This window comes from Kitasatospora sp. NPDC051705 (assembly GCF_044453265.1).
Taxonomy (GTDB): Bacteria; Actinomycetota; Actinomycetes; order Streptomycetales; family Streptomycetaceae; genus Kitasatospora.
Map to the genome: position 1 here is coordinate 123,658 of NZ_JBITCO010000017.1, position 20,585 is coordinate 144,242.

Here is a 20,585-nt window from a genome sequence, read left to right on the forward strand (position 1 = left end):
GCGTCCACCCGGGCCGGCCCGGGGCCGACGCGGGGCCGCTCCGGGGGCACGCCGCCGTCCGGGGCCGCCGGCGTGCCCGGGGGCGTCAGGGCACCAGGATCCGCAGGGCGCCCGGGGCGACGCTCACGTCGACGGGCAGCGGGGCGATGAACTCGCCGTCGGCGTAGGCGGTGATGCCGGGGGAGTCGATCCGCAGGCCGGTGGTGCGGTGGGTGGTGACCTCGGGGCGGGTGGTGTGGGTGCCCTTGAACAGGGTGGGGAAGAAGCGGGCGATCCGCAGCCGGGGCATGGCGTCGACCAGGGTGACGTCGAGGAGCCCGTCGTCGGGCACGGCGGCGGGGCACATGAGCATGCCGCCGCCGTAGCTGCCGGTGTTGCCGACGGCGGCGAGGGTGAGGTCGCGTTCGATGACGGTGCCGTCGGCGAGGGTGAGGCGGAAGGGCAGCGGCCGGAGGTTGGCGAACTCGGCGAGGATGGCCAGGTTGTAGCGCATCCGCCCGCGCGGCCACCGGAGCCGGTTGGCGCGGTCGCTGACCAGCGAGTCGAAGCCGGTGGCGAGGACGGAGCCGAACCAGCGGGCGGTGCCGTCGCCGGTGGTGATCCGGCCGAGGTCGACGGTCCTGGTCCGGCCCGCGGCGACGACGGCCGCGGCGGCCTCGGGGTCGTCGCGGGGGATGCCGTAGGCGCGGGCGTGGTCGTTGCCGGTGCCGGCGGGTATCACGCCGAGCGGCACCGGGGTGCCGGCGACGGCCTGCAGGGCGAGGTTGATCATCCCGTCGCCGCCGACGGCGACCAGTGCGTCGACGCCGTCGGCGACGGCCTCGCGGGCCAGGCGGCGGGCGTCGTCGGGGTCGCGGCCCTCGTGCCGGTCGACCCGGAGGCCGAGGGCGCTCAGGTGGGCGACGGCCCGCCGGGCGGCGGGTGCGGCGTGGCCGGCGCCCGCCGCCGGGTTGGTGAGAACGGCGACGCGGTGCACGGTTCTCGGGCCGGTCACGGGATCAGCTTGCCGGGGTTGAGGATGCCCGCCGGGTCGAGTTCGGCCTTGACGGCGCGCAGGATGCGCACGCCGAGGTCGCCGATCTCGTCGGTCATCCAGGGCCGGTGGTCGGCGCCGACGGCGTGGTGGTGGGTGATGGTGCCCCCGGCGGCGACGATGGCGTCGCCGGCGGCCCGCTTGGCGGCGGCCCACTGCGTGAGCGGGTCCTCGCCGAGGGCGGCGACGACGGTGAAGTAGAGCGAGGCGCCGGTCGGGTAGACGTGCGAGATGTGGCAGAGCACGAGGGCGCCCGGCAGGGCGCCGGTGAGCGCCTCGGTGACGGCGGCCCGCAGCTGCGGCAGCCGGCTCCAGTCGGTGGCGGTCTCCAGGGTCTCGCACAGGGCGCCGGCGCCGAGCAGGGAGTCCCGCAGGTAGGGGGCGTTGAACCGGCCGTGCTCCCAGGCGCGGGCGGGCTGCTCACCGAGGGAGGTGGCGCCGGCGGCGAGCAGGGCGTCGCGGGTGAGCCGGTGGCGGGTGGCGACCTGGTCCTCGGTGCCCTCGAAGACGGTGACGGCGAGGCAGCCGGTGACGGCGGGGGCGCCGCCGATCTGCTCGGTCATGGCGAGGTTGACCATGGTCTCGGCCTCGTCGGAGAGCCGGATGACGGTCGGGCCGGTGCCCTGCTGCTCGACGGCGCGCAGCGCGGCGGTGCCGGTGGCGAAGTCGGGCAGGCTCCAGGCCTCGTAGGCCTTGGCGGCGGGCAGCGGGTGGACGCGCAGGCGGACGGCGGTGATGACGCCGAGGGTGCCCTCGGAGCCGAGGAAGAGCTCGCGCAGGTCGGGGCCGGCGGCGGAGGCGGGGGCGCGGCCGAGGTCGAGGACGCCGACGGGGGTGACGACGCGCAGGCCGCGGACCATCTCGTCGAAGCGCCCGTACCCGGCGGAGTCCTGGCCGGAGGAGCGGGTGGCGGCGAAGCCGCCGATGGTGGCGTAGCGGAAGCTCTGCGGGTAGTGGCCGAGCTCGTAGCCGCGTTCGGCGAGCAGGGCCTCGGCGGCGGGGCCGGTGAGGCCGGCGCCGAGGACGGCCTCGCCGGAGGTCTCGTCGAGGTCGAGGAGCCGGTCGAGGCGGCGCAGGTCGAGGGAGACGACGGCGCCGTGGCCGCCGCGCTCGGGGTCGAGGCCGCCGACGACGCTGGTGCCGCCGCCGAAGGGGACGACGGCGAGGCGGCGTTCGGCGCAGAGCGCGAGGACGGCGGCGATCTCGTCCTCGCCGCCGGGCAGCACGACGGCGTCGGGCGCGTCCTGCGGCTCGCGGCTGCGGCGGCGCAGCAGGTCGGGGGTGGACTTGCCGCCGGCGCGCGGGAGCCGGTCGGCGTCGGCGGCGCTGACGTGGTCCTCACCGACGGCGTCGGCGAGGGCCTTGAGGTCGTCCGGGGTGATCCGGGAGGGGCGCAGGAGGACCTCGTCGGCGGCCGGTCCGGGGGTGGCGTCGCCGGTGACGCCGAGGGCGGCGGCGAGCAGCCCCTTGATGTCCGCGGACAGCTCCTTGGCGAGGGCCGGGTCGCCCCAGGCGTCCCACTTCATCGGGGGGAGCGGAAGTGCGGCGCCGGCCGGTCCCGCTTGCGTCTCAGGTGCCATGCGTTACAGTTTCACACATCATGTCAAGTAGTAACGCCGACTCCCCGAGCACCGGGCGGCCCCCCGGGGCGGCCCGGGCACCCCGCGCCGCCGCCGAGCCCGTCGCCGCTCCGCCCGCCGCCGCGGCACCCCGCAGCACCGACGACGTGATCCTGGACGCCGCCGCCGACCTGGTCGTCCATTTCGGCGTGCGCCGCACGCAGCTCGCGGAGATCGCGCGCCGCGCCGGGGTCAGCCGGCCGACGGTCTACCGCCGCTGGCCCGACGTCCGGGCGGTGATCGGCGCCCTGCTCACCCGGGAGATCGCGGCCACCCGGGAGGGCGTCGCCCTGGCGGCCGGGGGCGACGGCGCCCCGATCGACCGGGAGGCCTTCGTCGACGGGGTGGTCGAGGTCGCCGTCCGGCTGCGGGACCACCCGCTGCTCGGTGCGCTGCTGCACTCGGCCGACTCCGACCTGCTCCTCGAGTACGTCGTCGAACGGCTCGGCACCAGCCAGCGCGGCCTGCTGGAGGCGCTGCGCTCCGGCATCGAGCAGGGCCAGCGGCACGGTTCGGTCCGGGCCGGGGAGCCGGTCGAACTGGCCGCGATGGTCCTGCTGATCGCCCAGTCCACCGTCCAGTCGCACCGCATGGTCGCCTCCCTGCTGCCCGAGGCGGCCTGGCGGCGCGAACTGGCCAGAGCGCTGAACGGATACCTCGCGCCATGACCTCGACGTCCGCCGGGCCCTTCGCCGGTTCCGGTCAACTCAACGCGGCCCGCCGGCGGGTGGAGCTGGAGGCCCTCGCCGAGGGCCCGTCCGTCGACCTGCTGGTCATCGGCGGCGGCGTGACCGGCGCCGGCGTCGCCCTGGACGCGGCCTCGCGCGGGCTGCGCACGGTGCTGGTGGAGTCCCGCGACCTGGCCTTCGGGACGAGTCGCTGGAGCTCCAAGCTGGTGCACGGCGGCCTGCGCTACCTGGCCTCCGGCCGGATCGGGGTGGCCCGGGAGAGCGCGGTGGAGCGGGGCGTGCTGATGACCCGCACCGCCCCGCACCTGATCCGCGCGCTGCCCCAGCTGGTGCCGCTGCTGCCGGGGCTGCTGCGCCCCGGGCAGGCCTCGCTGATCCGGCTGGGCTTCCACGCCGGGGACGCGCTGCGGCTGAGCGCGGGCACCCCGGGCGCGCTGCTGCCGAGGGTGCGGCGGATCGACGCGGCCCGGACGCGGCGGCTGGTGCCGGGCGTGCGTTCCGCGGGCCTGGCCGGCGCACTGGTCGCGCACGACGGCCAGCTGGTCGACGACGCGCGGCTGGTGGTGGCACTGGCGCGCACCGCCGCGCAGTACGGCGCGAGCGTGCTGACCAGGGTGCGGGCCGAGTCGGTGACGGGCACCTCGGCCCGGCTCGTCGACACGCTGAGCGGGCAGTCGCTGACGGTGCGGGCGGGCGCGGTGGTCAACGCCACCGGCGTCTGGGCGGGCGAGGTGGACACCTCGATCCGGCTGCGGCCCAGCCGGGGCACCCACGTCCTGGTGGACGCCGCGGCGCTCGGGCACCCGACCGCCGCGCTGACCGTGCCGGTGCCCGGCTCCACCAGCCGGTTCGTCTTCGCCCTGCCGCAGCAGCTCGGCCGGGTGGCGATCGGGCTGACGGACGAGGACGCGCCGGGCCCGATCCCGGACGAGCCGGTGCCCACCGAGGGGGAGATCGCCTTCCTGCTCGACACCGTCAACACGGCCCTCAGCACCGCGCTGACCGCCACGGACGTCCGCGGCGCCTACGCGGGGCTGCGGCCGCTGATCGACACCGGCGGCGGCAGCACGGCCGACATCTCCCGCGAGCACGCGGTGCTGGAGTCGCCGTCCGGGGTGGTCACCGTGGTCGGCGGCAAGCTCACCACCTACCGGCGGATGGCCGAGGACGCGGTGGACGCCGCCGTGCGCCTGCGCGGCCTGCCGGCCCGGGCGTGCTGGACGGCCCGCCTGCCGCTGGTCGGCGCCCCGGCGCACCGGGACAGCCGGCCGGCCCCGCAGGGCGCGCCCGCCTCCCTGCTGGCCCGGCACGGCGGCGCGGCCGGGGAGGTGCTGGCCGCCGGGGAGGTCCGGCCGATCGCCGAGGGCGTGGACGTGACCCGCGCCGAGGTCGCGTACGCGGTCACCCACGAGGGTGCGCTGGACGCCGCGGACGTACTGGACCGCCGCACCCGGATCGGCCTGGTCGCGGCGGACGCCGAACGGGCCCGCCCGGCCGTCGAGGAGATCCTCGGGGACCGCCGGCCGTCCTGAGCCCGGGCGTCCCGAGGCGCGGCCCCCCGGGGGGCCGGGGGCGGGGTGTCAGCGCGCCGTGCGGTCCGCCATCGGGTGTTCGGCCCCGGCCAGCTCCAGCACGCAGGCCAGCGGGTGTTCGGTGGTGCCCGTGCGGTCCAGGCGGACGGCGAGCTGCAGCGGCGGCTCCTCGGCGGTGCGGACGGCCAGCGTCAGCGGGTAGACGCCGTGCCCGTGCACCCGGTGGAAGGCGTACTCCCGGCCGTCCACCAGCAGTTCGGTCTCGGTGATCCAGCCGGAGCGGACGTTGACGGTGACGGAGTGTCCGGCCCGGTCGAGGTGGAAGCTGTACCGCTGGCGCATGGGAACCTCCCGCGAGGGGGTTGCGGTGGGGGCCGCCGGGGGAGCAGCCTTGGTCCCGGTGTGCCGCCACGGTCAGTGTAGGTCGGCGGTCGGTGCCGGGCGCCCCGGCGCCGGGCGGCCGGCGGACGGCCCGGCGACCCTGAGGAATGCCGGGGGCGGAGCCCGACCGCAGGTGGATCCCCGTGATCTCTACAGTGTTGTAGATTCGTCCGCAGGGAGAGATCCGAGGAGGGCATTGTGGGAGTTTCGCTGGCCAAGGGCGGCAACGTCTCGCTGAGCAAGGAGGCGCCCGGTCTGAGCGCCGTGATCGTGGGGCTCGGCTGGGACGTGCGCACCACCACCGGGGCCGACTACGACCTGGACGCCAGCGCGCTGCTCTGCGGCGCCCTCGGCAAGGTCATCTCGGACCAGCACTTCGTCTTCTTCAACAACCTGCGCAGCCCGGACGGTTCGGTCGAGCACAGCGGCGACAACCTGACCGGTGGCGGCGACGGCGACGACGAGCAGATCAAGGTCGACCTGGACAAGGTGCCGGCCGACGTGGCCAAGGTGGTCTTCCCGGTGTCCATCTACGACGCCGACACCCGGCTGCAGAGCTTCGGGCAGGTCCGCAACGCGTTCATCCGGGTCGTCAACCAGGCCAACGGCCAGGAGATCGCCCGCTACGACCTGAGCGAGGACGCCTCCACCGAGACCGCGATGGTCTTCGGCGAGCTGTACCGCAACGGCGCCGAGTGGAAGTTCCGCGCCATCGGCCAGGGCTACGCCTCGGGCCTGCGCGGGATCGCGACCGACTACGGCGTCAACGTCTGACCGGTGCCGTCGCTCTGACGGCGTCACGACGGCCGCGTCCCTCCGGGGCGCGGCCGTCGTGCTGTGTGCGGGCGCGGGCTCGGCGCGGGGCCCCGCCGTCACCCCCGCGGCGCCGCCCGGCCGAGGGCCTGGCCGCCGAACCCGGAGCCGCCGGTGAGCTGCCCCCGCCACCAGGCGTCCATCGCCGGCCCGTCCATGGCCGCCCAGTCCGGCGCCGCGCCGACCTGGGCCCGCCCGAGTCGCCGCCCGAGGTCGACCAGCTCCCGGCCGGCCGGGGCCCGTTCGCGGTCGTACGCCGCCAGCAGGCCGGACCAGGAGCCCGCCGGCCGGTCGCCGGCCGGGTGTCCGACGGCCCGCCCGGCCTGCTCGAAGGCGTGCGCGTCCTGCAGGGCCTTCACGGCGCCGCTGGTGTTGTGCGGGCGCACCACGGTGGCGGCGTCGCCGCCGAGGAGCAGCCGGTCGGCGGCCAGGCGCGGGGCCGCCATGTCGTAGACGGGCTGCAGGAAGGTCCGGTCGCGCGGGGTGAGGGTGACCACGTCGGACCAGTAGGGCGGCAGCCGTTCCTCGGCGAGTGCCCGGAGCCCGTCGAGCTGTCCGTCGGTGAGGCTGCCGGCCGGGATGCTGGTGGGGCCGTCGAGCCGCAGCCAGGCCGGGGTGGGCGCGTAGAAGACCCAGTTGACCTGGGTGGTGCCGGGGGTGAGTCCGGGGATGCGGTAGAGCACGACCTGGCCGCCGGGGTAGCAGACGGTGGCGCACTCGTCCTCCGGCCAGGCCCCGGCGCCGCCGGGCAGTTCGGCGAGGCGTGCGGCGTCGTAGCTGCCGCGCCAGCAGACGTACCCGGCGTACTCGGGAAGGGCCTCGGGGCAGAGCGCGGCGCGCACGGCGGAGCGGTAGCCGTCGGCGCCGATCACCAGGTCGTAGTGCTCGCGGGTGCCGTCGGGGTGGCTGGTCCAGGCGCCGTCCGGGCCGCCGCCGACGGCGGTGACGGTGGTGCCGAGCCGGTACTCGACGGTCGCGGGGGTGCGCTCGCGCAGCGCCTGCCAGAGCACCGCCCAGTGGTGGGAGTGGAAGGGCATGGGCTGGGCCCAGAGCGCGCGTCCGCGGCCGTCCGGGCCGCCGCCGCCCGGGGAGGGGGCGCGGGTGACCCAGCGGCGGACGGTGAGGCGGTGGCGCCGGACGTCCTGGCCGAGGTGTCCGGCGCGGACGAGTTCGTCGAGGCGGTCGTCGTGGATGCAGATGCCCACGCCGCGGTCCTCGAGCCGGCCGGGGCTGCGCTCCAGGACCACGATCCGTTCGGCGCCGAGCCGGGCGGCGGCCCCGGCGAAGGCGCTTCCGGCGATGCTGCCGCCGACCACGGCTATCGAGCCACCTCGCATGGCCGCCCCTCCCGCGTGCCGCACTGCCTGCAAGCCGATAAGACCATACGCCCGCCCGGGGAGGGTGTCGGGGCGAACCGGCGGATTGCGGCCGGGGACGCGCGCCCCCGCCGGGACCCTTATGCAACTAGTTGCATAAGGGTCCCGGCGTCCCCTACCCTGCGGTAACAACCGAGCCCCGCCGCCCCCAGGAGACGTCGATGAGCGCGTCCACGAGCACGCCGACGAGCAGCACCCCCGGCAGCAGCCGCTACCCGCACCTGCTCAGCCCGCTCGACCTCGGCTTCACCACCCTGCCCAACCGCGTGATCATGGGCTCCATGCACGTCGGCCTGGAGGAGGCCCCCGGCGGCTACGAGCGGATGGCCGCGTTCTACGCCGAGCGCGCCCGCGGCGGCGTCGGCCTGATCGTCACCGGCGGCATCGCCCCCAACGAGGCCGGGCGCCCCTGGGGCGGCGGCGCGATGCTCACCACCGAGGAGGAGGCCGACCGCCACCGCGTCGTCACCGACGCCGTGCACGCCGCCGGTGGCCGGATCGCCCTGCAGATCCTGCACTTCGGCCGCTACGCCTACCACCCCGACCTGGTCGCCCCCAGCGCGCTCCAGGCCCCGATCAGCCCCTTCGTCCCCAACGAGCTCACCACCGAGCAGGTCGAGCAGACCGTCGAGGACTTCGTCCGCTGCGCCGAACTCGCCCGCCGCGCCGGGTACGACGGCGTCGAGATCATGGGCTCCGAGGGCTACCTGGTCAACGAGTTCGTCGTCGCCGCCACCAACCGGCGCGAGGACGAGTGGGGCGGCCCCTACGAGCGCCGGATGCGCTTCCCGGTCGAGATCGTCCGCCGGGTCCGCGAGCGGGTCGGCGAGGACTTCATCATCGTCTACCGCCTCTCCATGCTCGACCTGGTGCCCGGCGGCTCCACCTTCGACGAGGTCGTCCAGCTCGCCCAGGCCGTCGAGGCCGCCGGGGCGACGATCATCAACACCGGCATCGGCTGGCACGAGGCCCGCATCCCCACCATCGCCACCTCGGTGCCGCGCGGCGCGTTCGCCTGGGTGACGAAGAAGGTGATGGGCAAGGTCGGCATCCCGCTGGTCACCACCAACCGCATCAACACCCCGGAGATCGCCGAGCGTCTGCTCGCCGAGGGCAGCGCCGACCTGGTCTCGCTCGCCCGCCCGCTGCTCGCCGACGCCGACTTCGTCGCCAAGGCGCAGGACGACCGCGCCGAGGCCATCAACACCTGCATCGGCTGCAACCAGGCCTGCCTGGACCACACCTTCAGCGGCCTGATCACCTCCTGTCTGGTCAACCCGCGGGCCTGCCACGAGACCGAGCTCGTGCTCGGCCCGACGAAGGTGCGCAAGCGGATCGGCGTGGTCGGGGCCGGCCCGGCCGGGCTCTCCTGCGCCGTCGCCGCCGCCGAACGCGGCCACGACGTCACGCTGTTCGACGCCGCCGGGGCCGTCGGCGGGCAGCTGGACGTCGCCCGGCGGATCCCCGGCAAGGAGGAGTTCGACGAGACGCTGCGCTACTACCGCACCCGGCTCGCCGAGCTGGCCGTCACGCTGCGCCTGGGCGCGACCGTCACCGCCGAACAGCTCGCCGCCGAGGGCTTCGACGAGCTCGTCCTCGCCACCGGCGTCACGCCGCGCACGCCCGCCGACATCCCCGGCATCGACCACCCCAGTGTGGTCGGCTACCTCGACGTGCTGCGCGACGGCGCGCCCGTCGGCGAGCGGGTCGCGATCCTCGGCGCGGGCGGCATCGGCTTCGACGTGGCCGAGTTCCTCACCGACCAGGGGGACCAGGCCAGCCTCAACCCGCCGGTGTTCCAGGCGAAGTGGGGCATCGACCCGGAGTACCGGGAGCGCGGCGGACTGCGCCGCCCCGAGCGGCCGGTGCCGCCGCGCAGCGTCCACCTGCTGCAGCGCAAGACCGGCAAGGTCGGTGCCGGGCTCGGCAAGACCACCGGCTGGATCCACCGCACCGAGCTCAAGCACCGCGGCGTCACCATGGTCGCCGGCGCGACGTACGACCTGATCGACGACGCCGGTCTGCACGTCACCGTGGACGGCGAGCGGCAGCTGCTGCCCGTGGACACCGTGGTGCTCTGCACCGGCCAGGAGCCGCGCCGCGACCTCTACGACGCGCTGCGGGAGCGGGGCCTGGAGGTGCACCTGATCGGTGGCGCCGACGTCGCCGCCGAACTGGACGCCAAGCGGGCCATCAAGCAGGGCACCGAGCTGGCCGCCGCGCTCTGAGCCGGGCGGGCGGCGGGGCGGGCGGCGGGTCGGCCGGTCGGGCCGGTCGGGCCGGGTCGGGCCGACCAGCCGCACCCGCCGTGCCGTCCACCGGGCCCGATCCACCCGCTCCGCCTGCGCCGCCCGTGCCGTCCGCGCAGGTGGCCGGGGCCCCGGGGGCGGGCGGACGGCCCCCGGGATCCGCCTAGGATCGGCGGCATGTCGCTGCCGCACGCCATCCTCACCGCCCTGCTGGAGAAGCCGTCCTCGGGGCTGGAGCTGACCAGGCGCTTCGACAAGTCGATCGGCTTCTTCTGGCCCGCCACCCACCAGCAGATCTACCGGGAGCTGGCCCGGCTGGAGGCCTCCGGGTGGATCCGGGTGCTGCGGCCGGAGGGCCCGGCGCGCGGCCAGCGCAAGGAGTACGAGGTGCTGCCCGGCGGCCGGGCCGAACTGGCCCGCTGGACGGCCGAGGGCGCCGGGCCACGGGCCGTCCGGGAGCCGCTGCTGCTGCGGCTGCGCGCGGCCGCGGTGGTCGGCACGGACGGCCTGGCGGCCGAGCTGGAGCGCCATCTGGCGTTGCACCGCACGCAGTTGGACGACTACCTGGCGATCGAGCGGCGCGACTTCCCGGCCGGGGCGGGCGGCCGGGACGCGGTGGTGGCGGGCGCCGGCGACGCCGAGGGGGCGACGGACGGGATCGGGGACGTCGGTCACCGGCTCCAGCACGCCGTGCTGCGGGCCGGGATCGGGCTGGAGACCTTCTGGGTGGAGTGGCTCACGGAGACCCTGCGGACCCTTCAGGCCCCGCCCGCCGACCTGGTCTGACCTGCGCGGACGTCCTCCCGCCGCGCCCGCCCCCGCCCCCGGTGGGACACTGGACGCCTGTCCCTGCCCGACCCTCGATCGGGGGCCAGCATGTCGCATCCGAGGACTCTCCACGCCCTGACCGCCGCCGTCGTCGTCGCGGCGGTCACGCTCGGCCCGGCGCACCTCGCCGCGGCCGCCGCACCGGCCGCGTCCGCCGCCGCACCGGCGGTGCCCGCTGTCGCGCGGGCCGTGCCCGCGCAGGACCTGCCCTCCGTCGACCAGCTCAGGTCGGCCCTGCTCACGGCCGCCGACCTCGGCCCCGACTACACCGAGGCGCCCTCCTCCGAGAGCCCCGGGCCGGAGGAGAACCCGACCCCGGTCAGCGGCTGCGACGCGCTCAGTGCGCTGATCAACATGCGCACCGGCCAGAACGGCCCCGCGACCCCGCACGCCGAGGTCGAGCTGGACGGGCCGGACGGCAACCCGATGGTGACGCAGTCCCTCACCGCGGAGGACCCGGCCAAGCTCACCAGCGACTTCAACACCGTCTCCGACGCCCTGAAGTCCTGTCACAGCATCACCTTCAACGCGGGCACCGAGGACACGGTGACCTTCACCGTCAGCCCCGTCGCCCTCGGCGACCGCCAGGACGCCCCGGCCGTCCGCCTCGACGGCACGCTGGCCGGCGTCCAGCTGAACGCCTTCGTCGGCATCGAGCGCTTCGGGGACGTCGGGATGGCCTTCGGGTTCTTCCAGCGCCAGGGCGCCGACTCCCAGCTCGCCTCCCTGCAGTACCGCACGGCGGTCGCCAAGGTCGAGCGCACCCTCGGGGTCGCCGCCGGCAGCACCGCCCCGGCCACCGCCTCCCCGACGGGCAGCGTGGTCTGATCCCGGACGGGTGGTCCGACCCCGACGGACGGCCCCCGCCGAGCCCGGGCTCGGCGGGGGCCGCCCGTCGGCCGGGTCGGTCAGCCGAGCGGGAGCTCCAGCAACGCGGCCTCGTCCCCGTTCGGGGAGGAGACGGTGGTGGTGGTGTCCGGCGTGCCGGTGAAGGCGTACAGCTTGTCGCGGCTGTCGACGACCAGGGCGAGGCGGTGGCCGTCCGGCAGGTCGTAGGCGGCGGGCTGGAGCCGCCAGTGGACGGCCCGCTGGTGGGCCCGGGGTCACGCGGTGCCGAAGGGGTTGTCGATCAGGTAGCGCCAGAGGCCGTCGGGGCCGCGGCGGGCGACGTCGGTGGCGGTGCCGGCGAGGTGGACGGCGGTGCCGTCGGCGGCGGTGCCCTCGATGGTCCAGTCGACCACGAGCAGGGCGGTGTCACCGGCGACGTAGGTGTGCCGGGTCCGGACGCTGATCGGCAGCCCCAGGGCGAGGAACCCGGCACTGGCGCGGTGGAGTTCGGGGCCGGTGACGGCGGCACCGGGGGCGGGGGCGAAGACCGCCCCGGGCGCGTAGACCCGGGCGAGGACGGCCGGGTCCCCGGTGTTGAAGGCGGCGGCGAAGACGGCCGGGTGTTGTGCCGGGTCGGTGGTGAGGGTGAGGCTGGTGGGGTGAGTCATGCGAGCAGTGAAGTCGGCCCCGCCGTGGGTCACCAAACGGGAAGCGACGGGCGGCCGCGGCGCTGGGACGCCGAACTCGTGCCGGACGAGCGCGGCCGGACGGCGCGGCCCCAGGAGGACTGCCCGGTGGAGGTGGCGCTGGCGGCACTGTCGGGCCGCTGGACGACCCTGGTGCTGCGGGAGCTGATGCACGGGCCGGCGTCCTACGGGGAGTTGCGCGGCCGGCTGCCGGAGATCAGCCCGAAGGTGCTCGCCGAGCGCCTGCGGTCGCTGGGGGAGCGGGAGTTGGTGACCAGGGAGCGGATCGCCGGCTTCCCCGTGCGGACCTCGTACCGGTTGACGGCGGCCGGAGAGGCGCTGCGGCCGCTGCTGGTGGAGCTGTACCGGGCGGGGGCGGTGCTGGCGGGTGGTGCCGGCGGCCGGACTTGACTTCAAGTGCGCTTGAGAGGGGAGAGTGATCGACATGACGAACACATCAACCGACACCGACCTCAAGGCACTTGCCGAGGTCGTCGCCACCGTCGAGCGCACCCAGCGGGCCAAGGACGCCGAGGGTTTCCTCGCGCTCTTCCACCCGGACGCCCTGTGGACCACCGCCCACGGGAAGGTGCTGATCGGTTTCGAGGAGATCGCCGCCTTCACCCGCGAGGTCCTGCCCCGGGCGAGTTGGGACGGCGACGTCTCGTACGAGGTGGCGCACGTGCAGTTCCTGCGGCCGGACGTGGCGGCGGTGAAGGTCCGGCAGGTCTACCGCTCGCCCGAGGGGGACTCGGAGGGCGCCCCGCTGTACGTGATGACGCGGGCCGAGGACGGCCGGTGGCTGCTGCACGCCTGCCAGAACACCGGCGTGCACGCCGGTTAGGCGTCGACCCGCGGCCGGTCCCGCACAGGGGTCGGGACCGCTGCGGGTACGGCGGTCGGAGCGTGTGCCGGGGTCAACGTGGGGGTCGGGGCGGGAGCCGGGTTGCGGCCGGCGACGGTGTGCCCCGTGTCGTGGTCGCCGTGTGTGCTCATGTCTCCTCCGTTGGTGTGAGACGGGTGGGTGGTGACGAGCGGATCGGCGCCCTGTTCGCCGACTACACCCTGGACGAGATCGCCGTCATCGCCGACTGGTTCACCCGGGCCGAGTCCGTCCTGGGGGAGTCGCTGGACGAGATCCGCGCCGCGACGCCGTAGCGGCGGTGGGCGGTAGCGGGCGGTGGGGTGGCGGCGGAGTCCGGGTGGGAGACTGCCCGAATGCTGCTGCCCACCACCGCGGACCTGATCGAGCGCCTCGAGGTCGTACGGATCGACGACCCCTTCGGCTGGTACGCGTGGAAGGACACCGTCCCCGGCGAGACCATCGGCTGGTGGGAGGACGCCCGGGAGGTGCTCGCGGACGTCGCCGCCCTTCCGATGGGCACCCGGATGCGCTGCTTCACCCCCGGTTTCGCGCTGCGGGCGCACACGGGCCGGCACCCGGTCTTCCCCGAGCAGGTGCTGTTCGAGATCGCGTTCTGCTTCGAGTGCCAGGGCGTCCGGCTCTACGGGCCTGCGGTCACGGGGGACCTGGCCTACCAGACCTTCGACCCCGGCAGCGCCCGGGCGCGTGAACTCCTCCGCCGCTTCGGTGAGGCTGGGTGAACCACAAGGGAGTGGGAAGTCGGTGAGGCCGACTTCCCACTCCCTTCTGGTTCAGCGGGTGGTGGGGGTGGCTGTCGCCGTCGGGGTGGGGGCGGGCCGGTGCGGCGCGGTGAGGGGGTGGATCCAGGCGAGCAGCGCGAGGAGGAGCGCGAACGGCAGGATCGTGCAGAGCGTGGCGCCGCCGGGCGGCGTATCGCGGGGCTCAGGCGGCATCGGTGGCATCGGTGACGGTGAGGTCGGATTCGGTGAAGTCGGCCTCGGGAAGGTCGAGTTCGGCGAGGTCGAGTTCGGCCCAGACGGTCTTGGCGTTGGGGTGGCGGGGGATGGTGCCCCAGCGGTCGGCCAGGGCGTCGACGAGGACGAGACCGCGCCCGGACTGGGAGTTCGGGGCGTGGGAGGTCGGCAGGGCCGGGAGCCGGTCGCCCCGCGGGTCGCTGATCTCGATGCGGAGGGTGGTGCCCCGGCGCGCGGTGGTGGTGAGGCAGAGGTGCAGCTCGAAACCGCGCCCCGGAACGCGGCCATGGGTAGTCGCGTTAGCGGCGAGTTCCGCGACGATCAGCAGCGCGGAGTAGTAGGGCTCGGTGTGCGTCGAATTCAGCTCCCAGAAGGTGAGTTGGCGCCGCGCGACGCGTCGGCAGACGGCCGCGCCCTTGGGGGTGGCGGCGAGCGTGGTGGTGTGGCGACGGGGGCTGTCGAGGGGGATTTCGGTCGTCATGGGAGAAAAGCGTGACGGCACGGACGTACGCTGACCATGGTTCTGGCGAGCACAGAGAGTGCTTGTGCAGGTGCGGACAGCTTTTTGTCATGTGACAAAGACGCAGGTGGGGCGGTCGCCATGGGTGCAGCGCGAAACAACGAGTCGGCCGACGAGGTGCGGACGGAACTGCCGGAGGACCTGGGGGAGGTCTCGGACTTCTTCCGAGCGATCGGCAAGCAGATCAAGCTCCTGCGGGAGCGTGCCGGGATGACGCAGAAGGAACTCGCCGAGCAGGTTGGCTACGGGGAGCACCTGATCGGCGCGGTCGAGCGCGGAACGCGCACGCCGCAGCCTGAGCTCCTGGTCGCGACCGACAAACTGCTCGACGCCGGGGGCCTGTTGGCCGTCACGAAGGACGACGTGATGAGGGCTCGGGCCAAGGCGCGGATTCGACACCCTGCCTGGTTCCGGGGCTATGCGGCGCTAGAGATTGATTCGATCGAGATGCACGACTTCGCCACGCTCGATATTCCTGGGCTTCTTCAGACAGAGGAGCACGCGCGTGCGGTCTATGCGATGAGGCAGCCACCTCTTGCTGAGGAAGTGATCGAGATGCGGGTGGCGGCGCGAATGGCGCGTCAAGAGGTGCTGGCCCGATGGCCTCGGGGGATGTTCAGCTGGGTGATCGATGAGAGCGTGCTGCGGAGGCCCTTGGGTGGGTGGGAGGTGCATGCGGCGCAGCTTCGCCGACTGTTGGAGGTCGGGCGGACTCGAGGGATGGTCGTCCAAGTGCTGCCGTTGAACAGGTCCGAACACGCGGGAATGGGTGGTCCGTTCATTCTCATCACGCCCAAAGGGCGACCGCAGCATGCCTACATCGAGGTGCAGACGAGCAGTAGGCTGATCGTCGACCCGGAGGAAGTCCGGATCATGAACGCACGGTATGGCACCCTCAGGGCGCAGGCCCACGGCCCAGAGGAGTCCCTGGCCTTGATCGAGAAGATCTTGGGAGAACGATGAGCACCGAGCTGGCATGGTTCAAGAGCAGCTATAGCGGCAACGAGGGTGGAGCTTGCATCGAGGTCGCCGAGATGCCCGGCGTTGTCCACGTGCGTGACTCCAAGGACAAGAGCGGCCCGCAGCTGGCGTTCGAGCCGGCCGCGTGGCAGGCGTTCGTGCAGTTCGCGGCGACCGTCGAGGTCTGAAACGACCCTTTCAACGACCCACCGCTTCCGGGCGGCGGGTCGTTGGCGTACCGTCAGGTTGACCGTGCCGTCCCACCATCCTTGGGGGAGCCATGCGTAGCGACGTCACCTGGTTCAAGAGCAGCTACAGCACCAACGAGGATGCGAACTGCGTCGAGATCGCCTGGTTCAAGAGCAGCCACAGCGGTAACGAAGGCGGCGAGTGCGTCGAGATCGCCGAGACGACCGAGGCCGTCCTCGTCCGCGACTCCAAGGACGCCTCCGGCCCCCACCTCGCCTTCAGCCCCGACGCCTGGGCGTCGTTCCTCGCCTTCACCGTCGCGCTCTGACCCCGTCCCGCCCCTGATCCAATCGGCGGACAAGCTCCTTCTGTACGGGTGTCGTCGGTCCCGTGTCGGGTGCGTCCTGCTACGACATCCCCATGTCCCACCACCTCAGCGGCCCCCACCTGCGCTCCCCCCGGGGCGACGCGCGGCTCGACCTGACCGACGTGTTCGCGTTCCCGGGCAGCGACGCGTCGGGTCGGACCGTCCTCATCATGAACGTGAACCCGTACGCCCCGACCCGGGCGGCCGAGTTCCACCCCGACGCCGTCTACCGCATCAACATCGACAACGACGGCGACAACCTCGCCGACGTCGCCTACTCCTTCACCTTCTCCGACCCGGCCTCCGGCGCGGGCGGCCAGACCGTGACCGTCCACCGCTCCACGGGCTCCGCCGCGCAGCAGCACGAGCCCGCCGGGGACGTCCTGTTCAACTCCGTCCCGGTGGCCTTCGGGGACGCGCCCGACGTCATCGAGGCGAACGGTTGCAAGCTCTCCGTCGGCCTGCGCAGCGACCCCTTCTTCGCCGACCTCGAAGGGATCGTCAACGAGTTCACCTGGACCGGCAAGGACGCGATGGCCGAGGCCAACGTCTTCGGCATCGCCATCGAGGTCCCCGACGAGGAGCTCGGCCCGGACCCGACCATCGGCGTGTGGGCACGGGTGAGCCTGCGTCAGGACGGTCAGCTGGTCTCGGTCGACCGGGGCGCCCACCCCTCCCTCACGGCCTACTTCAACAAGGAGGAGGTCAAGGACGCCTACAACGCCGGCGAGCCCGCCGACGACTGGGAGCTCTACCGGGAGCCGTGGACGGCGGTCCTCCAGCAGATGGGGGACTACACCACCGAGGCCGCCACCGAGACGCTCAAGCTCGTCCTCCCCGACGTCCTGCGCTACGACCGTTCCCGCCCGGCCGGCTACCCCAACGGGCGGACCCTCGTCGACGACGTGACCTCGGCCCGCCTCACCATGGTGTCGGGCGGCAAGGTCACCAGCGACCACATCCCCCCGCACACCGACCTCCTCCCCACCTTCCCCCACCTCGGCCACCCGCACCCGGTCGGGTAGCCGACCCGGCCACGGAGAGGCGGCGGCCGGGGGACGCCCGCGGCCGCCGTTCCTCCGGACGGTCCGGCGGCCCCGCGAGTACCGGAAAAACCGGTTCCCGTTGACCGGCGCACGCCACTACGGTGGAGCGATGTCGTCGATCAAGAAGTTCCAAGTCACCTTCGACTGCGCGAATCCCGAGCGCGTCGCCCGCTTCTGGTGTGAGGTGCTGGGGTACGTCGTACCGCCGCCGCCGGCCGGGTTCGACAGCTGGGACGACTTCGACCGCTCGCTGCCGCCCGAGCGCCAGGGGGCGGCGTTCGCCTGCACGGACCCCACGGGCGAGGGGCCGCGGCTGTACTTCCAGCGCGTGCCCGAGGGCAAGGTCGTCAAGAACCGGGTCCACCTCGACGTGCGGGCCGGCACCGGGCTCGTGGGGGAGGAGCGCCTCTCCGTCCTCGAGGCCGAGCGGGACAGGCTCGTCGCCCTCGGTGCGGTCTGCGTGCAGGTGCTGGTCGCCGACGGCGTGAACGAGTCCTGCATCGTGATGCAGGACGTCGAGGGCAACGAGTTCTGCCTCGACTGACCGGCCGCGCACGCCTCCCCGTCCGGGCCCGACGTTCGGCGGCCGTCGGGGCCGGACGGGGAGGAACGTGCGCGAAGCGGTGGCGGCCGGAGCGGAAATCGGGAAGGCTCGGGCGCATGGTCTCGGTACTGCAGAACCTGGTGATCGACTGTGCGGACGCCTACGGGCTGGCCCGGTTCTGGAGCGCGGTGACCGGCCGCCCGCTCCACCCGGACGACAGGCCCGGCGACCCGGAGGTCCAGGTGATGCTGGCCGACGAGCCGGTCCTGTACTTCAACCAGGTGCCCGAGCCGAAGACGGTCAAGAACCGCCTCCACCTGTGCCTGCGCCCGGAGACCTCGCGCGACCAGGAGGTCGAACGCCTGCTGGGCCTCGGCGCCACCTTCGTCGGCGACCACCGCAACCCCGACGGCACCGGCTGGGCCGTCCTCGCCGACCCGGAGGGCAACGAGTTCTGCGTCCTGCGCAGCACCTCCGACCGCGCCGCCACGCCCTGACGGTCGGCCGGGTGGCATGCCAGGGCGTTGTCGACCCGGATCGTCGAAAGAAGTCTCCGTACGGTCTGATCGTCCGCCGTTCCGGCCGCGGCGGCCGGCCTTGCCGTCAAGTGGCCGGACGACAAAGCGGTGGTCAAGAATCCTTGACCACCGCTTCGCCCTCCTCGACCTGACCATGTGTCAGGCTGTGCGCCCCCGTGGGTCATCGAGGAGAGATCGTGAACAGACCGAGCCGCCCCCTGATCGAGGACTTCCCCGCCCACCCCGGCGGTGACCCGGCCGCGGCCCTCGCGGACGCCGTCCGCGACCGCCGCACGGCGCTGGGCCTCACCACCGCAGACCTCGCCGCCCGCTCGGGCCTCTCCGAGCCGCAGATCCGCGCCATCGAGGCCGGCCACGCCATCCCCACCCTGCCGCTCCTCACCACCCTCTCCCGGGCCCTGGAGTCCACCCCCGGCGCCTGAGCACAGGAAGTCGGCCCGCCCGACGTTCCACTCCGGGCGGCGGTCGGTCCCGTGGTCGTCGACGAGGGGGAGCGGGCGTCAGGCCTGCCCGGCCAGTTCGAGGGCGAACACCTTCAGCGGGGTGCGTATGTCGCGGAACCCGTCGGCCAGGAAGTCGGCCACGACGTCCGATGCGCGGTCGACGAGCAGCAGTCGGGCCCCGAACGGCAGGTCCGCGCGCGTGCCGGACACGAACGACATCCGCAGCTGCCGCGCCTGGTCGTCGTGCCACGCGTAGACCACACCGGGCCTGCCCGTGCCGTCCGACCCGGCGTCCCGCAGCCAGGCCTCCATCGTGCCGGTCAGCACCGCGGACAGCTCGGCCGCGCCCCCGGCACCCACCGCACCGGACCCGCCGCGCGGGGCGCAGAAGTACTCGATGTTCTCGATCGCCTCCTCGACGACGCCGCCGTCGCCGCGCCAGACCCCGGCTTCCGCCGCCCGCCGCACGGCCTCCACCAGCTCCGAACCGCTCAACCCTGCTGCCCACCTTCCGGATTCCGCGACCACCGTGACCGTCCGGGCCGCAACGGCGCCCAGTGCGCCACCACCTCGTGCAGGCGCCGCCGGTGGTCGGCGGCCCATGGCCTTCCCCTCACCCGTGTACGTACGGGAAGGATCCTCCTCCGATCGGGACCGTGCCCACCAGCGGTTTTCCGCCGGCCCGAGGCGGGCGCCGGGCGGGCGGTCCTAGACCCAGCCCTCGTCGAGGTGGATCGTCCAGGCGTCCCCCACCGCCCGCTTCAGGCGGACCAGGGACGCGACGTCCGCGATCACCGCGGGAGCGTCGGCCAGTCGCAACGGGGAGTCCGGGACACCGTGCCGGGTGTAGGTCGGCAACACGCCGTCGGCGTCGAAGGCGTGCAGCGGCGGCAGCGGGGCCCGGCCGAACCACGTGGGGCGGTGCTCCTCCGCCCAGGTGGCCGCGGCGTCGACGCGGTCCACGTGCGCCAGCAGCGCCTCGGGGGCCGGGCCGTCGCCGAACCGCACGAGGAAGCCGTCGGCGTCGACCGCCCACCAGTCCCACGTGATACCGGGCCGGGGGTGCCGCAGGGAATCCGTCATGCCGCCACGCTATCCGGCTGCCACGGCGTCCGGCCGCGGAGGCGTCCGGCTGCCCCGAGGGGTCGGCCGGTGCCGGTGCCGGCGCCGGCGCTCAGCGGCGGAAGGCGGCCGTCGCGATCTCGACGAAGGACCGGACCAGCGGGTCGGCGTCCCCCTCGTTCCACACCGCCACCATGCGGCTCGGCCCCATGTCGGCCAGCGGCACCACCGTCAACTCCGTGGGCAGGTCGTGCCCGAGCGGGGCCAGCCCGACCGTGCCGTTCCACAGCACGGCCTGCAGGCACTCCTGGACGCCGCGCACCACCGGGCCCTCGCGCGGTGCGCCGCCGTGCCAGTACGCCTGCCAGACCGGGTCGGTGCCCGGCGGGAACCGGAACCAGCGGCGGTCGTCCAGCTCGGCCAGCCGCAGCCGGTCGCGGCGGGCCAGCGGATCGTCGGCGCGCAGCACCACGCCCACCGGATCGCTGCGCAGCGCACGCACCGTCAGGGCGGTCTCGTCGAACGGCGCCCGGGTCAGGGCGACGTCGACCAGCCCGGCGCGCAGCCCGCACGTAGGGTCGGTCAGGTCGGTGTCGCGGACGCGGACGTCGACGCCCGGATGGACCCGGCGGAAAGCGGCGGCCAGCCTGGACACCCCCGGGTCGCTGCCGTCACCCAGGATGCCGACGGTGACGGTCGCGGTGCCGGCGGCCGCACCCACACGCACCCGGACGCGGTCGGCGTGGTCGAGCAGGGCCCGCGCCTCGTCGAGCAGCACCGCGCCCACGGCGGTGAGGGTGACGCCGTTCGGCGAGCGGTCGAACAGCAGCGCCCCGACCTCCGCCTCCAACCGCCTGACCGCCCGGCTCAGCGGCGGCTGACTCATGTGCAGTCGGGTGGCCGCCCGGCCGAAGTGGAGTTCCTCGGCGACGGCCACGAAATAGCGCAGGGTTCGCAGCTCCACGCTGCCACGATACCCACCCGGTATCGGCTCCGCGGGACGGGTCTTGGACACCGGCGGACTCCCGGCGGTGCACTGGTG

28 protein-coding genes are annotated in these 20,585 nt (G+C 74.2%); 17 read left to right on the forward strand and 11 right to left on the reverse strand.

Features of this window, described 5'->3' with window-relative positions; genetic code table 11:
* Window positions 1-85: 85 nt before the first annotated feature.
* Together ACIA8Q_RS21980 and ACIA8Q_RS21985 are read right to left on the reverse strand one after the other, a co-directional pair.
* Window positions 86-994 carry a diacylglycerol kinase gene (locus ACIA8Q_RS21980; RefSeq protein WP_360204916.1) on the reverse strand — a complete coding sequence of 303 codons (909 nt, stop codon included), beginning with the start codon at window positions 992-994 and terminating at the stop codon, window positions 86-88.
* On the reverse strand, window positions 991-2,559 hold the full coding sequence (locus ACIA8Q_RS21985; protein WP_360204919.1) for an FAD-binding oxidoreductase: 1,569 nt from the start codon (window positions 2,557-2,559) through the stop codon (window positions 991-993). Before ACIA8Q_RS21985 ends, ACIA8Q_RS21980 begins: the two co-directional genes overlap by 4 nt.
* Window positions 2,560-2,633: 74 nt before the next feature.
* Between ACIA8Q_RS21985 and ACIA8Q_RS21990 the strand changes: the two genes are divergently transcribed.
* Entirely contained in the window at window positions 2,634-3,320 is a 687-nt protein-coding gene (locus tag ACIA8Q_RS21990; protein ID WP_360204921.1) for a TetR/AcrR family transcriptional regulator, read from the forward strand.
* Window positions 3,317-4,873, forward strand: coding sequence for a glycerol-3-phosphate dehydrogenase/oxidase (locus ACIA8Q_RS21995; RefSeq protein WP_360204923.1), 1,557 nt, complete (start codon window positions 3,317-3,319; stop codon window positions 4,871-4,873). The genes ACIA8Q_RS21990 and ACIA8Q_RS21995 overlap by 4 nt, the downstream gene beginning before the upstream one ends.
* Before the next feature lie 48 nt (window positions 4,874-4,921).
* On the opposite strand, the gene ACIA8Q_RS22000 is transcribed toward ACIA8Q_RS21995, so the two are convergent.
* On the reverse strand, window positions 4,922-5,215 hold the full coding sequence (locus ACIA8Q_RS22000) for a hypothetical protein (RefSeq protein ID WP_360204925.1): 294 nt from the start codon (window positions 5,213-5,215) through the stop codon (window positions 4,922-4,924).
* Window positions 5,216-5,452: 237 nt separating this feature from the next.
* Here ACIA8Q_RS22000 and ACIA8Q_RS22005 point away from each other — a divergent pair, with 237 nt between their 5' ends.
* Entirely contained in the window at window positions 5,453-6,028 is a 576-nt protein-coding gene (locus ACIA8Q_RS22005; RefSeq protein ID WP_360204928.1) for a TerD family protein, read from the forward strand.
* Window positions 6,029-6,126: 98 nt separating this feature from the next.
* On the opposite strand, the gene ACIA8Q_RS22010 is transcribed toward ACIA8Q_RS22005, so the two are convergent.
* Window positions 6,127-7,404 carry a monooxygenase gene (locus ACIA8Q_RS22010; protein WP_396317579.1) on the reverse strand — a complete coding sequence of 426 codons (1,278 nt, stop codon included), beginning with the start codon at window positions 7,402-7,404 and terminating at the stop codon, window positions 6,127-6,129.
* Window positions 7,405-7,604: 200 nt separating this feature from the next.
* On the opposite strand from ACIA8Q_RS22010, the gene ACIA8Q_RS22015 reads away from it, so the two are divergent.
* From ACIA8Q_RS22015 to ACIA8Q_RS22025, 3 genes are all read left to right on the forward strand, one after another.
* On the forward strand, window positions 7,605-9,671 hold the full coding sequence (locus ACIA8Q_RS22015) for an NADPH-dependent 2,4-dienoyl-CoA reductase (RefSeq protein WP_360204934.1): 2,067 nt from the start codon (window positions 7,605-7,607) through the stop codon (window positions 9,669-9,671).
* Between the two features lie 198 nt (window positions 9,672-9,869).
* The gene (locus tag ACIA8Q_RS22020) at window positions 9,870-10,478 is read left to right on the forward strand and encodes a PadR family transcriptional regulator (protein WP_360204936.1); all 609 of its coding nucleotides are present in this window, start codon (window positions 9,870-9,872) and stop codon (window positions 10,476-10,478) included.
* Between the two features lie 90 nt (window positions 10,479-10,568).
* The gene (locus tag ACIA8Q_RS22025; RefSeq protein WP_396317580.1) at window positions 10,569-11,348 is read left to right on the forward strand and encodes a hypothetical protein; all 780 of its coding nucleotides are present in this window, start codon (window positions 10,569-10,571) and stop codon (window positions 11,346-11,348) included.
* Between the two features lie 80 nt (window positions 11,349-11,428).
* Here ACIA8Q_RS22025 and ACIA8Q_RS22030 read toward each other — a convergent pair whose 3' ends face one another.
* Entirely contained in the window at window positions 11,429-11,569 is a 141-nt protein-coding gene (locus ACIA8Q_RS22030) for a hypothetical protein (RefSeq protein WP_387897478.1), read from the reverse strand.
* Window positions 11,570-11,623: 54 nt separating this feature from the next.
* Window positions 11,624-12,016, reverse strand: coding sequence for a DUF4440 domain-containing protein (locus tag ACIA8Q_RS22035; protein WP_360204941.1), 393 nt, complete (start codon window positions 12,014-12,016; stop codon window positions 11,624-11,626).
* A 24-nt stretch (window positions 12,017-12,040) separates the two neighbouring features.
* Here ACIA8Q_RS22035 and ACIA8Q_RS22040 point away from each other — a divergent pair, with 24 nt between their 5' ends.
* The 4 genes from ACIA8Q_RS22040 (at window position 12,041) to ACIA8Q_RS22055 (ending at window position 13,639) form a co-directional block, all read left to right on the forward strand.
* Window positions 12,041-12,445: a helix-turn-helix domain-containing protein gene (locus tag ACIA8Q_RS22040; RefSeq protein WP_360204943.1), complete on the forward strand. Its 405-nt coding sequence runs from the start codon at window positions 12,041-12,043 to the stop codon at window positions 12,443-12,445.
* Between the two features lie 34 nt (window positions 12,446-12,479).
* A complete protein-coding gene (locus ACIA8Q_RS22045; protein ID WP_360204946.1) occupies window positions 12,480-12,878 on the forward strand; it encodes an SgcJ/EcaC family oxidoreductase in 399 nt (132 codons plus the stop codon).
* Between the two features lie 176 nt (window positions 12,879-13,054).
* A complete protein-coding gene (locus ACIA8Q_RS22050; protein ID WP_396317581.1) occupies window positions 13,055-13,192 on the forward strand; it encodes a hypothetical protein in 138 nt (45 codons plus the stop codon).
* A 60-nt stretch (window positions 13,193-13,252) separates the two neighbouring features.
* Window positions 13,253-13,639, forward strand: coding sequence for a hypothetical protein (locus ACIA8Q_RS22055; protein WP_360204951.1), 387 nt, complete (start codon window positions 13,253-13,255; stop codon window positions 13,637-13,639).
* A 51-nt stretch (window positions 13,640-13,690) separates the two neighbouring features.
* Here ACIA8Q_RS22055 and ACIA8Q_RS22060 read toward each other — a convergent pair whose 3' ends face one another.
* Together ACIA8Q_RS22060 and ACIA8Q_RS22065 are read right to left on the reverse strand one after the other, a co-directional pair.
* A complete protein-coding gene (locus ACIA8Q_RS22060) occupies window positions 13,691-13,852 on the reverse strand; it encodes a hypothetical protein (RefSeq protein ID WP_360204954.1) in 162 nt (53 codons plus the stop codon).
* Entirely contained in the window at window positions 13,842-14,354 is a 513-nt protein-coding gene (locus ACIA8Q_RS22065; RefSeq protein WP_360204956.1) for an ATP-binding protein, read from the reverse strand. The genes ACIA8Q_RS22060 and ACIA8Q_RS22065 overlap by 11 nt, the downstream gene beginning before the upstream one ends.
* A 120-nt stretch (window positions 14,355-14,474) precedes the next feature.
* On the opposite strand from ACIA8Q_RS22065, the gene ACIA8Q_RS22070 reads away from it, so the two are divergent.
* The 7 genes from ACIA8Q_RS22070 (at window position 14,475) to ACIA8Q_RS22100 (ending at window position 18,460) form a co-directional block, all read left to right on the forward strand.
* Window positions 14,475-15,356, forward strand: a complete 882-nt coding sequence (locus ACIA8Q_RS22070; RefSeq protein ID WP_396317587.1) for a Scr1 family TA system antitoxin-like transcriptional regulator — start codon at window positions 14,475-14,477, stop codon at window positions 15,354-15,356.
* Window positions 15,353-15,541, forward strand: a complete 189-nt coding sequence (locus tag ACIA8Q_RS22075) for a DUF397 domain-containing protein (protein ID WP_360204962.1) — start codon at window positions 15,353-15,355, stop codon at window positions 15,539-15,541. The genes ACIA8Q_RS22070 and ACIA8Q_RS22075 overlap by 4 nt, the downstream gene beginning before the upstream one ends.
* 92 nt (window positions 15,542-15,633) lie before the next feature.
* Window positions 15,634-15,870, forward strand: a complete 237-nt coding sequence (locus ACIA8Q_RS22080) for a DUF397 domain-containing protein (RefSeq protein WP_360204965.1) — start codon at window positions 15,634-15,636, stop codon at window positions 15,868-15,870.
* 92 nt (window positions 15,871-15,962) lie between these two features.
* On the forward strand, window positions 15,963-16,934 hold the full coding sequence (locus ACIA8Q_RS22085; protein ID WP_360204968.1) for a DUF4331 family protein: 972 nt from the start codon (window positions 15,963-15,965) through the stop codon (window positions 16,932-16,934).
* Between the two features lie 130 nt (window positions 16,935-17,064).
* Window positions 17,065-17,499 (forward strand): VOC family protein, encoded by a 435-nt coding sequence (locus ACIA8Q_RS22090; RefSeq protein ID WP_360204971.1) that lies wholly within the window; start codon window positions 17,065-17,067, stop codon window positions 17,497-17,499.
* A gap of 116 nt (window positions 17,500-17,615) precedes the next feature.
* Window positions 17,616-17,996 carry a VOC family protein gene (locus ACIA8Q_RS22095; RefSeq protein WP_360204974.1) on the forward strand — a complete coding sequence of 127 codons (381 nt, stop codon included), beginning with the start codon at window positions 17,616-17,618 and terminating at the stop codon, window positions 17,994-17,996.
* A gap of 218 nt (window positions 17,997-18,214) precedes the next feature.
* Window positions 18,215-18,460 (forward strand): helix-turn-helix transcriptional regulator, encoded by a 246-nt coding sequence (locus tag ACIA8Q_RS22100; protein ID WP_360204977.1) that lies wholly within the window; start codon window positions 18,215-18,217, stop codon window positions 18,458-18,460.
* A gap of 78 nt (window positions 18,461-18,538) precedes the next feature.
* Here ACIA8Q_RS22100 and ACIA8Q_RS22105 read toward each other — a convergent pair whose 3' ends face one another.
* The 3 genes from ACIA8Q_RS22105 to ACIA8Q_RS22115 all read right to left on the reverse strand — a co-directional run bounded on the left by ACIA8Q_RS22105 (window position 18,539) and on the right by ACIA8Q_RS22115 (window position 20,507).
* Entirely contained in the window at window positions 18,539-18,976 is a 438-nt protein-coding gene (locus tag ACIA8Q_RS22105; protein ID WP_360204979.1) for a hypothetical protein, read from the reverse strand.
* Window positions 18,977-19,189: 213 nt separating this feature from the next.
* Window positions 19,190-19,564, reverse strand: a complete 375-nt coding sequence (locus tag ACIA8Q_RS22110; RefSeq protein WP_360204982.1) for a hypothetical protein — start codon at window positions 19,562-19,564, stop codon at window positions 19,190-19,192.
* A gap of 91 nt (window positions 19,565-19,655) precedes the next feature.
* A complete protein-coding gene (locus ACIA8Q_RS22115; RefSeq protein WP_360204985.1) occupies window positions 19,656-20,507 on the reverse strand; it encodes a LysR substrate-binding domain-containing protein in 852 nt (283 codons plus the stop codon).
* Between the last annotated feature and the right edge of the window lie 78 nt (window positions 20,508-20,585).